This is a genomic window from Deltaproteobacteria bacterium (genome assembly GCA_016180855.1).
In the GTDB taxonomy this organism is placed as follows: domain Bacteria; phylum UBA10199; class UBA10199; order JACPAL01; family JACPAL01; genus JACPAL01.
Map to the genome: position 1 here is coordinate 1 of JACPAL010000017.1, position 13992 is coordinate 13992.

Consider the following 13992-nt stretch of genomic DNA (forward strand, 5'->3'; position numbering starts at 1 on the left):
ACCTTGTTAATTTGGCATTGATTATGCATCATCTAAGACCCTGTGAGAGAGATGCTCAAACGGTTTGCCTTTGGGCTGATTATTCTGCTCCCCCTTTTCCCCTTAATTTTATTGGCTGGCTCCCCAGTGATCAAACAACCGGTCCCGATCAAAAATATTGCGGGAATCAAACCAACTTGCGGGAAGAAGGTCTGTATTACTGTCGAGTCTACAGAAAATCTGAAAAAAGATTTCCCAAAACTCTCTTTGGAAGGAAAACCGATTGCTATCATGGTTGGGCCGAATAAAAAACCACAGAGGTTCATCCCTGATCAGATTATTTTCAAGCCACGCGACCTGGCCCACTTAAAGACTTTTCTCAAAAGGACGAACGCAAAGATCCTTCATGACGGGACACTGGCTCTCCCCCCTCAACGAGCAGGATTAAACAATCCAAAGATTCGTCCCAAAAAAAGTGGTTATTACCTCCTCAAAATACCGGCTTTCACTAGACCGAATTCAAAAGAATTTGCGAAACTGATGGAATCTCAATTGAAGTCGGCAAATGGGACCTATCGGTTGAATCAAGAAGGATTGGCCCTCACTCATTTCATCTTGAAGGAAACGGCACGAGGAGAAAAAGTATCGCCCAATGTAATCATTGATTCAGCGGCGCAACCTGATGTCATGAGCTTTACGGAGGAAGAACTTGTTGATGACCTTTTCCTTGATGCCTTCGATTTCCCAGGAGTTGGCACCCCTTATGGTGTTAATCTCCAGAAGGCATGGCAGTATATTGATCTCCTGCAACCATCAGCCGCAACAGCAAACCCCAACACAGAGGAGCGAGACACGATGGTCAAGGTCGCCTTCATTGATGAGGGATTCAGGGCTGTCCCCGATCTCATTTCCACTGATCTCACATTGGATGGCTGGGATTCGGAATGTTCTACATGGGATAATGGGCCCTGGTATTATTCGCACGAACCGGTTTGTACTGAGTGGAACGTTGATTACAGTGTTATAAACGAACCGATCATCTCAGCCGTAAATTCGTCCACATGTCTAAACGACATCTGTTGGCATGGGTTTAATGTTGAAAGCGTCGCCGCCTCGAGGATCAACAACTCCGTAGGTATTGCCGGGACCGGTGGACAGGTCATCTATCCGATCCTCATGCAGCGTGGCAATTTAATTACTCGCAGACCCACAACCTACGAAGATGCCTGGCTCGTCCTAAGTGCCACGATGCCAGAGTGGGGCACACAGATTATCAATATGAGTTTTGGCATGATTGATGACGGGTCAGAGACGTTTGACTATAATATAGACCCTTTAAGGGAGGCGGTTGGTGCAGCAGTCGACGCGGGAGTCATTGTCGTCGCCGCTGCCGGTAATGAGAGTGTCAGTCTTGATCTTCATGCGAGCACGGTCTGTGGAGTTGACGGGATCATCTGCGTCGGTGCCGGAGATACGGCACGATGGGTCGTACGCGGTGTCTTTCGCAGTGTAGAGCTACCCGCTGGAGGTGGTGTCGGAGTCGAATGTGTGGCTCCCGATCCCGAAGGGCCAGCGACATTGACTGATTGTGATAGAGCTGGTTCCAATTGGGGAGGGAACGTCGACATCTGGGCCCCTGTCCCCCTAAAAACTCTTAATGCACCAAAATGTGATACGGATTATCCCTGTTCCACTCCCGAAGAGATTGAGGCAAGACCAATCAATGTCAGTAGTGGAAGTGCAACTTCTCATGCAACTCCTTATATCACTGGTGTCATTGCGATGATGAAGGCATTGAAACCCTCACTGACAGCGGATGAGGCAAGAATGATTCTGAGAGATACAGCGACACCGAGCGACGATCCTCTCGTCACGCCCGGTTATGTCAATCCCTACAAGGCGATCCAGCATGTGATGGAGCTTCAAGGGCTGACACTTCCCGATGACGGAAATGACACCCCTGAAGAATCGATTGCAACCAGTATCGGACTCGCCCCAGAATCGTCAGCATTAGGATCGATCATCCCTGGAGGGGATGAGGATTTTTACACCTTTACCTTTCCTGACACCTATTCATCGCTTCGCATTGAATTGCTAGCGGGAAATCACGAGATCAATGGACCATTTTATGCCCACCTTTATACAGATGGTTACTTGCTCGGCGAACCTTTTTTCTCGGTCACCCCTTATCCGGGTGGGTCTTATGATGCCTCTTTGGTCCCTCCTCGCCAAAGATATGACGTGAAGATAAAGGGACTTGACGATACCTTCGGTAATTATCGTCTTCGATTCATTCGGAGTAACGGCGCCGTTTCACCCGATCGTTATGATGATCAATCTCCCACGGGAGAGGCTCGAAATGACCGACGGGAAGATGCCGCAAGACTCGGTATTGATTCCGGAGGTGAAATCACACGAGAGGATCTGATCAGTCCCTTCGGGGCAAGGGTCATGGATCTGAATTTCGATCGGGCCGCCGGAGGCACGAGTCCGTATCCTGCCGACCCTGAGGATCTCGACATTGATTATTTCATTCTCGAACTCCCCTCAGAGGTACCAACAGGTCAATTTGGGATACTTGGAACCGACTGTCTTTCAGACGATGCCCTTACATCGATGGAAGCGGAAATAGAAGGTCTTAGGGGTCGCGATATGGACCTCAACTATTCACCAGGATATCTCCAGGTCTATGCAGAACCTTACCATTACTTGGATCATGATTGGCCTGAAAGTATTCATATCGAGCTTTTCAACGGCGACACATGGGCCCCGCTCGAACTCGAATCGATTCCACCGATCGATTTTGGACTCCCCGGTTATGATACCAGAGAGGAAGGAACAGATATCACCCTCACTGGACCGCCTGTACTCACATGTCCTCGTCAAAAGGTTCCATCAGGCCGTATCGGAATAAAAGTGACCTCAACAGGTACAGCAGAACCAAGAAATTTTTACAATCTCACATTGAAGTATCGAGGATGGGGAATCTATCCTGTAGAACACCGAAATCCACTTCCCCCTTTGGAGCTCCTGCTCGATATTAGCCGCCTGCTGGCTCTCTTTAAGGATTTTGACCTCACGGGGGGTAACTCCGAAAAGTGGTTCTCGTTTCAATATCCTAAAATTCTTGACAAATGTGCAAACACAGCCTGCCCTGATCCACTACCGGATTATTTTGTCATCAGTCTTCAGAATGAACTCAGGGACTTTATTTTCGAGGTCATGACTGACTCCACCTGTCATCTCAATACAAGGTTCCTCGATAACCAAAAAAGTCCGATACACGCCCGTGAAAAAATGGAGATACGAAAGGATGGCCGACGAGAAACGAAAGGGTTTCAGATCGACAGGCTCACAAAAGGAAAATATCTCATTGAGATCGACGGCAGCTCTCCTTGTCCCTATCAGATAAGAATGGGGAATAAGAGACGTCAAAAAGGTTAATAATAAGGGATATAATTACAGGCCTCGGCTTCAGTCTCTGTAGAATTCAGGATCTGAATTCCCAAAGTTGTACGATCATCGAGTTGATAAGTAATTGTTGATTGGCATCTTTGCATGTTGTCGACAGGGGAAGTCCAATACGTAATGGTGGTACACTGACCACTCTCGACGATTCTTTTCAATTCTTCCAGATCTTCAGGCGGATTCTCAAATACCTGATCACCCCATGTCTGAGATAAATTCGGTCGATGGCTAGCAGCATTGATACGAGCCTCAATCTCCTCACAATTGTTATAATATTGATTGTTTAAACACTCCCGATCCCCTTTGGCGCACGACTCCTCAGCCGCTCTGCCACCACAAGCCCAGGCCAATGACGCCCCTACTGCGGCCAAGACTGTTAAGAATCGACTCATTGAGAACCCCCCTTTTTAATAATTCTTACCAAGAGACACATCATGTGTTATCGATTTCGAATCAAAAAAGTTGCTTCCCCAAAAAGTCTTCTTAAAATTCATCGTGTTAACCTGTTACCTGCTAGTTGACACCTTTTCTTCACTTTGCTACCAAGGCGCAGGCATTGAACAAATATTCAAACAGAACAAGGAGGAATAATATGAAGGCTTTAAGGTTACTCACGTTGGTTGCGGTTCTCTTGGTGTCAGGTCTCTTGCTTCTTCCGGAATTACACTCTCAGGGAGCCGCGGGAACGATCAAGGGGACAGTCAAGCTGACAGGGACCCCCCCTGCGGTCAAGCCGCTCAAGAAACAGGCCGACCCGTACTGTGCCAAAAACCCCTCCAATGATGAGACGGTTGTTGTCAATGGCAATGGGACCCTCAAGAATGTGGCCGTGAGGATCAAGGGACCTGTTGTAGGCGCTGTCGCCTCCCCTACAACTGTTAATGTGACTCTGGATCAGAATCAGTGCATGTATGTCCCTCGTGTTGCTGCCTTGGGGTTGGGGCAGAAGCTTAGTATCAAGAATAGCGATCCGGTTCTCCACAACGTTCATTGTTATAATGGACCGCAGACCTGCTTCAACCAGGCCCAGATGAAGGGGGCGAAGGATATTGAGAAGGAGCTGGCCCCTGGTCTCTACAAGATGAAGTGTGATGTCCATCCCTGGATGACCGGTTACGTCGTTGTGGGTGAAAATCCATTTGTTTCCGTTACGGGGGGTACCGGTGAATTTTCGCTCGCCAATGTTCCCGCTGGAACCTACACCGTAGAGGCCTGGCACGAGCTGTACGGAACTCAAACAGCTCAAGTGACGGTCGCTGCCGGTGGAGCCGCAACGGCTGATTTTACGTTTGCAGTGAAGTAGGGAAGAGACGAAGTTATTTACTGTCGGTAAAAACACCGAGACAGAATCCAATGGTGCTGCCGAGGAGAACTCCGCCAAGAGTTCCTCCGAGAACAGCCCCGAGACCTCTCCATAGTCCAAGGCCGTTTCTTGCCTTGATAAGGCCAAGCGTAAAGCCGACATCCCCTGCCAGGAAACCTCCAATGAGAGAGAAGGTGACGGGCCTTTTTATTCTGTCTTGGTAACCTTGTCCCGGATTGAGGCACTCCAGGCCATAGCTCCCGATGAGTCTTTGCAACGCCTCAGGATCATTGGGATCATGCGGCAGATCTTCCATTTCGGGGATGCCATTTTTATTGCCATATTTCGACTGGTCAATGTTTTGGCAGAGTACGGGAATACAATGGCAGACATCAGATTGAATCGGGGTCAAGGCCACAGGTTTGTTCTCCTATCACCCCTTTTATCGTTTGATGAGGGAGAGAGATTGCTGAAAAAATTCACTGTCCGACAAAACGGGTCTAAGCCCGAGAGGAACAGTTAAAGGGGGAGAGATCGTTACCCACGATTTGCAGCCCCGATAAGAGGTCTTCATCGGCAGTTCGATCATTTGAGGAAGTTCATAGACCCGGAGGATAAGGAGGGTCAGTCGGCCGTCCCCTCGATAATCAAAGCGACTTTCGAGAAAGGAGTTTGTCCAAATATGTTCTTTAAGAAGGTGATGCAAGGAACGTTTATCTTGACACACAACGGTAGCCGTCACTTCCGCAAAATATTGAAGGAGAATTTTTCCTTGTGACTCTTCGGAACCGATGAGCTCAAGATCAAGATAAAACTCCGGCTTAATCTCTTCCCGGTTTTGGTGGAGGGTCGTCGGAAAAAGAAAGAAACTCCGGTTTTCCACGACAAATCCTTCTGTCTCCTCGGAGATCCCCCCTTTTCGTGCAACAAAGATCTGCCGGCCCTCACCGAGCGCCTTGCAGACAATTGCCCACTCTTTAAGAAGCTTGTTGCAGGTTTTTTCCTTCATCTCTTTTCCTCACAACGGCTTCCCTCTTGAAGGTCAGGGCGATCGCTGCCCCGACAAAATACCAGAGCCCCGAATTCAGTTTTCTCAAAAGTTCCAGTGAAACTCCTGTGGCAGGATCGAACCCGAGCCAGTGAAACAGGACGCCATAAGTTCCCTCCAAAATGCCGAGGTTACCAGGAAACAGAAAAAAAAGAACGGTCATGAGAAGCGACATGGAGGAGAAGATAATCGCCTCAAGAAAACCTAAGGGAATGTTCAGAAACTTAAGCAGAAGGAAAATTTCAAGGGCGACCGTCAGGCGGGCGACAACGATAATCCCAACCGCCTTCAAAAAGTCGGAATGTCCCTTTTCGTAATAACGTCGTATCGAGGTGTCGATCTCCTTCGTTTTTTCAACCCAGGTTGGTTTGATCCATCTTTTAAAACCGATTCTGCCCAGAAGATTCAGCAATGATTCAAAGGCGGTTTTTTTCTGGTGTGAGATAATAAAAAAGAGTCCCGCAAAAAGGAGGCCGACAAGGAGCCAAAGGGTTAATTGGGGCAGAAGAGAAAGGGGGAGTCGGAAGCTGGCCAGCATGAGTCCCAAAAGAACGATAATCCCCCCACCAAAGGTCATGACGGTCCGGTCGATGATGACGGATCCAGCCTGATCGGTCCTTGAGAGCCTTTTCCCCATGAGAAGGATTCGGGCCGTGTCTCCGCCCAAAAAGTGGACAGGGGTCGATCGGGTGATCAGTTCGCCGGCTACCTTGATCTGAAATAATTTGCCCAGGGAATAGCTGTTTGGTGGCAGAAACATTCTCCAGGCGATCGTGTAGAGAATATAGCGTGGGAACCCTATCAGAAAGACCCATCCTAAATTCCAGCCAACCAACCTGATATTCTGGAGAATTTTTGAAGGCCCCAAGACATAAATGATAGAAGTGGCGAGTCCGATCGCGAAGAGAAGAAAAAAAAAGCGTAGGAATTTCACGGTTTGCACTTGGGGTATCAAGAGAACTCTCTTATTGTAAAGGGAAATAGCGATTGACCGGGGATCGTTGCAGAGGTAGGTTCCGCGACTCCATATGGTCCAGGCTGTTATCATTGCCGCCGGAAAAGGGAATCGTCTCCGAAAAGAGAATGGGCGTTTACCTAAGCCGCTTTATTCCGTTGCGGGCCTCCCGATTATTGAAAGGGTGATTCTCTCTGCCAAGAAGGCCGGGATTTCTGAATTTGTGATTGTTATTGGCTGGGCAGGAGAAAGAATTCAACGGTGGCTGGAAGGTCGGCAGAAAAAACTGGGGGTTCGTCTCCAGTTTGTCGTCAATCCTGAATGGGAGAGGGCAAACGGTTTCTCACTGCTGAAGGCAAAGGATCATTTGAGAGATGACTTTGTTCTCCTCATGTCAGACCATATCTTTGATTGGAAGATTCTGGAGAATCTTCTTAAACGACCGCCAGCGCCCGATGAGATGACGTTGGGTGTTGATCGTCGTCTGGAAGAGATTTTCGACGAGACTGATGCGACGAAGGTGAGGACGGAGGGAGACCGGATTCGCGTGATTGGCAAGGAGATCGGTCCGTATGATGCGATTGATACGGGTCTTTTCTATTGTTCGCCTCTTTTTCTGAAGGCCGTGGAGAAGAGTTGTAGAGAAGGGAATGGGAGTATTTCGGAGGCGGTCCAGGCGATGGCGGCTGAAGGGAAGGGAAAGATTTTTGATATTGGCAACCGGTATTGGCAGGATGTCGACACGCCGGAGGCCCTCAAAGAGGCCGAGAGGATTCTTTTTCAGGCGGCGCGGAAGCCGGCAACGGATGGATTTGTGTCGTCGCTTCTCAACCGAAAAATTTCCGGAGTGATTTCCCGCATGCTCATTCGGCTCCCCGTTACCCCGAATCAGATCACCTTTTCATCATTTTTGATTGGTCTGCTCTCCTCCTTTCTCATTTCGCGCGCTGATTATCCCAGTGTCGCACTCGGGGGGCTCCTCTTCCAGTTCGCCTCGATCTACGACGGCTGTGATGGTGAAGTGGCAAAGATCAAAATGGCCCAGTCAAAACTCGGGGAATGGATGGATACCGTTTCTGACAATCTCACGTATCTTGCCTTTTTTGGTGGTGTTTTGATTGCCAGCCTTCGGCAGGGGATTTTCCCTCACACAGTTTCGGTGGGGATCTCGGCACTGACCGGGATTGTTCTATCGATGTTTGTGATGGCCTTTTATTTGATACGGTATACGACTTCCGGCAGTTTTGTGACGGTGCAACAAGACTTGACGAGTGATATCAAAAACCGGCAGCAACCGTCCCTCGGCCGTCTTTTTATGTCTCTCAAATTTCTCGTCAAAAGGGATTTCTTCGCTTTTCTTTTTATGATCCTCTGTCTCTTCAACAAACCACACTGGATCCTTGTCTTCTGGGCGATTGGGGCCAACGCCTTGTGGCTGACGCTGCTCTTTTTGAAGAAAGAGTTTACGCGGGCCAGAACAACGCTACAACCTCAAGATTAGCATGCTATCGAAACAGCTTTCGACCGCGAGAAAAATAGACGGTTTTTATAAATACCTTCATCTCAAGATGAAGGGCGGCGGCCCCCGCCTCATCAACCTCGAGGTGACGAAGCTCTGCAACGCGCAATGCGATTTTTGCCCCTGCTGGGAGATCAAGGACTATCCACAGCTCAAGGATTATGGTCCGGTTATGGAGAAGTTCAAGCCGATCGTCCTCTCCCTGAACGGCGGAGAGCCTCTTTTACGTAAGGATTTGATCGATATTATCGATCAGGTTCGGCCTCATTGTACCTATTTGACTTTGATTACCCATGGACAACTGCTGACGGAGAAGAAGTTCAAGGAGTTCTGGGATCATGGTGTCGATCAGGTCTCTATTTCAAGAAATTATATCGATGCGACCCACGATGAAGAACGCCACCTGCCCGGTTTGACAAAACATTTTGAAAATCTCATCCCCCATTTAACACGCCAGGGATTCGATAATATCGTTTTTAATACGGTGATTATGGATCGGAATATCGATCATATTGTCCCTCTTGCGAGGCAGGCCTATGAATGGGGGGCGAAGATCTCTTTTAGTTCCTATAGCTCGATGAAGAACGACCGGCCGGAGTATCAGGTTCGTGAGGCGGGGCTTCAAAGGCTCAAGGAGGTTGTTGAGGAAATTCTTGTTTTAAGAGGGAAACAGGGGAACATCCTGACCTCCGAGTATTATCTGAAAAAGATTCCGGAATACTTTGAGAATGGTTATGTGAACGACTGCCGGGCCGGTCTTAATTTTATCCAGATGACACCGGATGGTTATATCAAGAGGTGTTCCGAGATGCCGGTCATGATGCATTGGTCTGACTATGAGCCGAAAAAGGTAGAGCAGCCGAACCCCTGCAATGTCTGCTGGCTCTCCTGTCGTGGGGAGACAGAGACCCCGTTGACGGCGGCTCGGATTTGGGAGTTTATAAAGCATTAATGGAGATATGGTTGATCAGCTTTTGGTTAGTACATTTTTGTTGATAAACCATAAGTATTTCTAACTTTTAGCGGGTACAGTCGTATCCGCTAAAAGTTGAAATACTCTAACTTTTAGCGGGTACAGTCGTATCCGCTAAAAGTTGAAATACTATAGGCCGCCTTGGCGGAACTGGTAGACGCGCCAGACTCAAAATCTGGTGGGGGCAACTCCGTCCCGGTTCGACTCCGGGAGGCGGCACAAAAACTTTGACTTCGGGACAATTTTCAAGTTCTACTCCGTCCCTGTCATGGGGAAATCGTTCTTTTTTCTCTTGTTTGTCGTGCTGATCGCCTCGTGCGGGGGGGCTGAAGAGGAGTTTGCTCTCTCGTCTTCCCTCGATGAACCGGTGGATGAAGAGGAGTTTTCCCCTTCCGACACCCTCAAATCGGCCGTTACCAACACCGGGGCCACTGTTGCGGCAGAGGCCGGCTATATTACGGATGGAGCGACCATTACGATTCCGGAAGGTTTTGCTGCCTCACAGTGCGTCTTCACAGCAGCGCTCGCTAACGTCAGCGGCTCGGCTATTTCCTCAAGGGCTACCGTGAATCCGACGACCGGCCAGGTGACCTGCCGGTCGGTGGTTCAGGAGAGGGAGGAAGTTCAACCAACGGAGAAGAGTTGTGTCGCCTCTTATACTGTGATCTGCGCCAAATGACCTCTTTTTCTGATATCACCCTAGATTTTAATAACATGATGGCCGACCGGGTCGGACCGGGCGGAATCCAGGTCTCGGAGATCGACGAGTTGATCCCGGGTTTACGCCAGATCTATCAAGGGCATACGGATTTAAGAAGATTAGGACAGTTGCCGTTCCGCGACCTCCCTTATCAGGAAGAACAGGTCGAGCTTATTCTCAAGGTGGCTCGAAAAATTCGCGAACAGTTTGAGAGTGTTCTGCTCCTGGGCACCGGAGGTTCTTCTCTGGGGGCTGCCTTTCTGCTTCAGGCACTTAGACCGGAGGGCGATCGATCGCCAAGAATCGAGATTTGTGAAGATCTCCACCCTCATACCTGGAAGCTCATGACGGAAAGATTGTCGGAGAAGAAGACATTCTTGGTCGTTGTGAGCAAATCGGGAAAGACGATTGAAACGCTGGCTGCCTTTCTTTTTTTCAGAAAGTGGATGATTGAGAAGGTCGGAGAAGAGACCTACAAAAAGAGCGTGCTGTTTATTACCGATCCTCAAAAAGGCCCCCTTCGGAGGATCGCTGAGTCTGAAAAAATTGAGACACTGTCTGTTCCGCCTGGCGTGGGGGGACGTTACTCGATCCTTTCCACGGTCGGTCTGATCCCGACCGCCTGTGTTGGTATTGAGATCCGCGAGATTATGGCCGGGGCGCGTCGAATGGACCAACGTTGCCAGAGGGAGGATGTCTGGATGAATCCTGCGGAGATGTCGGCGGCCCTTCATTATCTATTGGATCTGAAACGTCGTAAGAAGATGAGGGTGATCATGCCGTACGACGACCGGCTTCGGGCCTACACCGATTGGTTTGCCCAGCTTTGGGCTGAGAGTCTGGGGAAGAGGTTTTCACTGAAGGGTGAGGAGGTTCGGGCTGGCTCCACACCGGTCAAGGCGCAAGGGTCGATTGATCAACATTCCCAGCTCCAGCTCTATCTGGAAGGGAGCCAGGACAAGACCGTAACGCTCATTGCCGTCGAACAGCCGGCGGTTGATTACCGGATTCCACAGGCATACGAAAATATCCCGGAATTCAGCCTTTTGGTGAACAAGGGGACCCAGCAGCTCCTGACGATTCAACGGCGATCGACCGAGGCCGCTTTGAGTCAGGTCGGTTGTCCCAATATGACGATTGAACTTAAGTCGGTGAATCCGTACACGATCGGTCAACTTCTCTATCTGGCGGAGGTTGAGACCATTTTTGCCGGGACGCTCTATAACATCAATCCGTTTGATCAGCCAGGCGTTGAATTGATCAAGAATTACATCCGGGGTTTTCTGGGTGAACCGGAGTACCGTAAATACAGGCAGGTTGTGGAGGGGAACAAGAAGGACAGTCGCTACACTATTTAGAGATGAGAGGGGTCTCCTCCGTTTCCCGTTCGAGAACCAATGAGCCCTCCCGTCGTTGGAGCTGGTAGTGGTGTAGAATGCTCCTCGGCATAGGACTCTGTTCCAGGGATAGATGAGTCTCCGCTTCCCGTTTGAGAACTCGTAAAGCCTCCTCCCGTCGGTACATCCGGTGATGTGTCAAAAGTAATCTCGGAATAGGATGATGGGTCTAGAAGATTACGATTTGATTCAAAGGCGCTTCTTAAGCGAAGGCGGTCTCTCAGCTCATCCCCCACAGTAAAGCGGACCTCGAGAGAGGTTGTTTCATCGAGTGAGACCTGAAGACTCAACCCCTCCGGATCGCTTCTGAGATTCCCGTCCGGGTCAACCTCGAAAGAGGCGCTCGTGGAGTGAAAAGGTTCATCGCTTGTCAAATCGTCATAAAAGGAGACCGTGAGGTCCTGCTGATCGACATCAAAGGTCGTCTCAAAAAAGCCTCCCTCCAGTTCCAGAAGGGGCCGTCGTTCGGAAGTCGGATTATCCCGGAGATAAGTGATGAGTCTCTCCAGGGGGGAGAGGCTCTCTTCCGTCTCCTCTTCGGCCTGATCTCCCGTTTCCGAATCAGAACTCTCGGAACCGGCGGTGTTTGTCGGATTGCCGGCACGTGTCGCCTCCTGGGTCGTTGGGATGAGGAGAGAGATCTCACCAGATTCTTCGAGGCATCCTGCGATCAAGGCAGAGGAGAATAACAGGGTAACCAATAAGGGAAACGGTGTATTCATTATTTTCCTCCTGAGACTACCGTCAACGGAAAGAGCTGAAAGTTAAATTGATAGACGGTTGTTGCTAAAGGATCCTCCCCCTCAAGATTCTGCATGAGTCGGTTCTGAAATTCCTGTATCTCCTGCTTCATTTGGCGGAATTTTTCCGGTGAGAGGGCCGCTGTGATGCATGAAACCTCGCGGTCGGTACCATGGTTTTTTGAGAGAGATTCCTTGGCACGATCGAGCATCTGTCGATGAAAATGGGTCATACAAACCTCCTCGACCTCTGGAGAGGTTTCCACATTTTTACTCGTCACGCTCAATCGTCCATCGGGGTCTCTCTCGACGAGCTTTAATTCAAAGAGGAGTTGGATCCCCCGTTTGATCTCAGCCGGGGTTAATTGCTTCCCCAACTTACGGATGATCCAGGCGTGGTCCTCTTTAAAATGAGACGTCCCGATGAGCTCACGAATGACCGGCAAGTACCAGTGGGAGAAATATTCGTACTGACAACTCTGGATCCGGAGCCCGTTCTCCTTTTTAAGGATCGGGAGCAGTTGTTCATAGTAATGCTGTTTCGTCTCCATATCCTTTGACTGATTGAACCGAACAAGGTTTTCAAAGTAGAATCGTTCTTTGGTTGTGAGTCCCAATGCCCGACAGATACCGTCTATCGATTTATCGGCGATGTTTTTCTTTCTCCGGATCAGATCGAGCAGATAACTGGGCGAGGTGAACCCGGCCTTTCGTGAGAAAACTCGGTGGGAAAATCGGGGATTCTCCTTTTTTCGTTTAAGATAAAAATCGGCCAGAAACTGTCGATAATCGGTGTATCCTATCAGGGAAGGGGTTTCAGGCCCTTGTGTTGGTTCTAAGGAATCCATAACGCGTGTTTATTATCGTATTCCGTACCCATAGGTTTCGTTAAAAAACAATCGCCGGGAATTTGACTTTCGGGATCAAGTCAAATTGATTGTAATCAATTGATTTTAAATAACTTTTATAAAAAGCCCTTCAAAAATATTCTACTCAAAATAGTGTTTAAGTGTACGCCAGGTAGGTACAGATTTCTCAAAAACGGGTCATTTTTAAGCGACATTAATAGTTCTTCATCGAGACCTGAAATGAAAAATGATCCGAGTGGTTCGGATCTTAAAGATCAAATTCAAGGAAGAGGAGGAATTATGAGAGGCATCCATCCAGCGGCATCCGCTGTCGTAGAGGCGGCTATTGCCATGTTAAGAGCGGGTAGAGGAACAAGGGTCATCAGTGCAACTCAAGAGTTTGTTGTGCCGGTTGGAAGGATCGTCGGTGGAGGAGAACGGTTGGTCTATCCTGCCGGAGAGAAAATAGGTCAGGCGATTGTTGATTGCAGAGGGAGGCCGGTTGGCAGATTAGGAGTCGTCTTTTTTAATAATGAGAAGCAGGCCTGGCAGGCGGCAAGAGGGGATGGAACTGCTGTTATTATAATGAACGGGATTGACAAACTGACGGCGAACCGTCTTCGTGGCACGTATAGAGAGCTTATTGGTAGTTCTGCTCTTAGTCCTGAAACCCCCAATCTAGTGGGGCTCCTTAATTTTTTACGGGCAGCCAATGTCAGGGATCTCTATGGGTCTACCAGGAAGTATGTCCAATCTCACATGGTGCCGGTTGACGGTTTAAATGTTTTTACCGCCTTTGGTGAGACGTTTGGTCATATGAGGGGTTCGCATGATGTTTCTTTGGCTATCTACTTCGCGCAACCATTTGCATTTGCCGGTCCGGTGGCAACGTCTCAGATATTTAAACGGGGTGGAGTTCTGCTCTTTCGGTCCTCAGCAGATGCAGTCCAAGCAATACCACCGGATGTTTTTGCGCGGACCTACAGGTTGGCAGATGGAGCCCGTGAGATTAGTGATATGAGTGAGATTGTTCCGGTTCCACCCATTTCACCAAACTGAGAA

At 49.1% G+C, this 13992-nt stretch carries 13 protein-coding genes and 1 tRNA gene; 8 read left to right on the forward strand and 6 right to left on the reverse strand.

What is annotated here, in order from left to right; all coding sequences use genetic code 11:
- The first annotated feature begins 42 nt into the window (after positions 1 to 42).
- Positions 43 to 3423 (forward strand): S8/S53 family peptidase, encoded by a 3381-nt coding sequence (locus HYT77_08700; GenBank protein ID MBI2068073.1) that lies wholly within the window; start codon positions 43 to 45, stop codon positions 3421 to 3423.
- Here HYT77_08700 and HYT77_08705 read toward each other — a convergent pair.
- Positions 3420 to 3839: a hypothetical protein gene (locus tag HYT77_08705; GenBank protein ID MBI2068074.1), complete on the reverse strand. Its 420-nt coding sequence runs from the start codon at positions 3837 to 3839 to the stop codon at positions 3420 to 3422. The two genes, HYT77_08700 and HYT77_08705, sit on opposite strands and share 4 nt — an antisense overlap.
- 200 nt (positions 3840 to 4039) lie before the next feature.
- Between HYT77_08705 and HYT77_08710 the strand changes: the two genes are divergently transcribed.
- Positions 4040 to 4750: a carboxypeptidase regulatory-like domain-containing protein gene (locus HYT77_08710; GenBank protein MBI2068075.1), complete on the forward strand. Its 711-nt coding sequence runs from the start codon at positions 4040 to 4042 to the stop codon at positions 4748 to 4750.
- A gap of 13 nt (positions 4751 to 4763) precedes the next feature.
- Here the strand turns inward: HYT77_08710 and HYT77_08715 are convergent, their stop codons facing one another.
- From HYT77_08715 to HYT77_08725, 3 genes are read right to left on the reverse strand one after another with little or no spacing between them, the layout of a single operon-like run.
- Positions 4764 to 5168, reverse strand: coding sequence for a hypothetical protein (locus HYT77_08715; GenBank protein MBI2068076.1), 405 nt, complete (start codon positions 5166 to 5168; stop codon positions 4764 to 4766).
- 24 nt (positions 5169 to 5192) lie between these two features.
- Complete coding sequence (locus HYT77_08720) at positions 5193 to 5759, reverse strand: DUF1802 family protein (protein MBI2068077.1); 567 nt, start codon at positions 5757 to 5759, stop codon at positions 5193 to 5195.
- Positions 5728 to 6732 carry a flippase-like domain-containing protein gene (locus HYT77_08725; GenBank protein MBI2068078.1) on the reverse strand — a complete coding sequence of 335 codons (1005 nt, stop codon included), beginning with the start codon at positions 6730 to 6732 and terminating at the stop codon, positions 5728 to 5730. Before HYT77_08725 ends, HYT77_08720 begins: the two co-directional genes overlap by 32 nt.
- Positions 6733 to 6826: 94 nt before the next feature.
- Here HYT77_08725 and HYT77_08730 point away from each other — a divergent pair, with 94 nt between their 5' ends.
- The 5 genes from HYT77_08730 (at position 6827) to HYT77_08750 (ending at position 11303) form a co-directional block, all read left to right on the forward strand.
- Positions 6827 to 8254 (forward strand): NTP transferase domain-containing protein, encoded by a 1428-nt coding sequence (locus HYT77_08730; GenBank protein ID MBI2068079.1) that lies wholly within the window; start codon positions 6827 to 6829, stop codon positions 8252 to 8254.
- 1 nt (position 8255) lies between these two features.
- On the forward strand, positions 8256 to 9224 hold the full coding sequence (locus HYT77_08735) for a radical SAM protein (protein ID MBI2068080.1): 969 nt from the start codon (positions 8256 to 8258) through the stop codon (positions 9222 to 9224).
- Between the two features lie 156 nt (positions 9225 to 9380).
- Positions 9381 to 9464, forward strand: a tRNA-Leu gene (locus tag HYT77_08740).
- Positions 9424 to 9924 carry a hypothetical protein gene (locus tag HYT77_08745; GenBank protein ID MBI2068081.1) on the forward strand — a complete coding sequence of 167 codons (501 nt, stop codon included), beginning with the start codon at positions 9424 to 9426 and terminating at the stop codon, positions 9922 to 9924. The genes HYT77_08740 and HYT77_08745 overlap by 41 nt, the downstream gene beginning before the upstream one ends.
- A gap of 35 nt (positions 9925 to 9959) precedes the next feature.
- Positions 9960 to 11303 carry a glucose-6-phosphate isomerase gene (locus HYT77_08750; protein MBI2068082.1) on the forward strand — a complete coding sequence of 448 codons (1344 nt, stop codon included), beginning with the start codon at positions 9960 to 9962 and terminating at the stop codon, positions 11301 to 11303.
- Here HYT77_08750 and HYT77_08755 read toward each other — a convergent pair.
- Together HYT77_08755 and HYT77_08760 are read right to left on the reverse strand one after the other, a co-directional pair.
- Positions 11300 to 12064 carry a hypothetical protein gene (locus HYT77_08755; GenBank protein MBI2068083.1) on the reverse strand — a complete coding sequence of 255 codons (765 nt, stop codon included), beginning with the start codon at positions 12062 to 12064 and terminating at the stop codon, positions 11300 to 11302. The two genes, HYT77_08750 and HYT77_08755, sit on opposite strands and share 4 nt — an antisense overlap.
- Entirely contained in the window at positions 12064 to 12930 is an 867-nt protein-coding gene (locus tag HYT77_08760; GenBank protein ID MBI2068084.1) for a TIGR02147 family protein, read from the reverse strand. Before HYT77_08760 ends, HYT77_08755 begins: the two co-directional genes overlap by 1 nt.
- A 300-nt stretch (positions 12931 to 13230) precedes the next feature.
- Here HYT77_08760 and HYT77_08765 point away from each other — a divergent pair, with 300 nt between their 5' ends.
- Positions 13231 to 13989 (forward strand): hypothetical protein, encoded by a 759-nt coding sequence (locus HYT77_08765; GenBank protein ID MBI2068085.1) that lies wholly within the window; start codon positions 13231 to 13233, stop codon positions 13987 to 13989.
- Positions 13990 to 13992 lie beyond the last annotated feature (3 nt).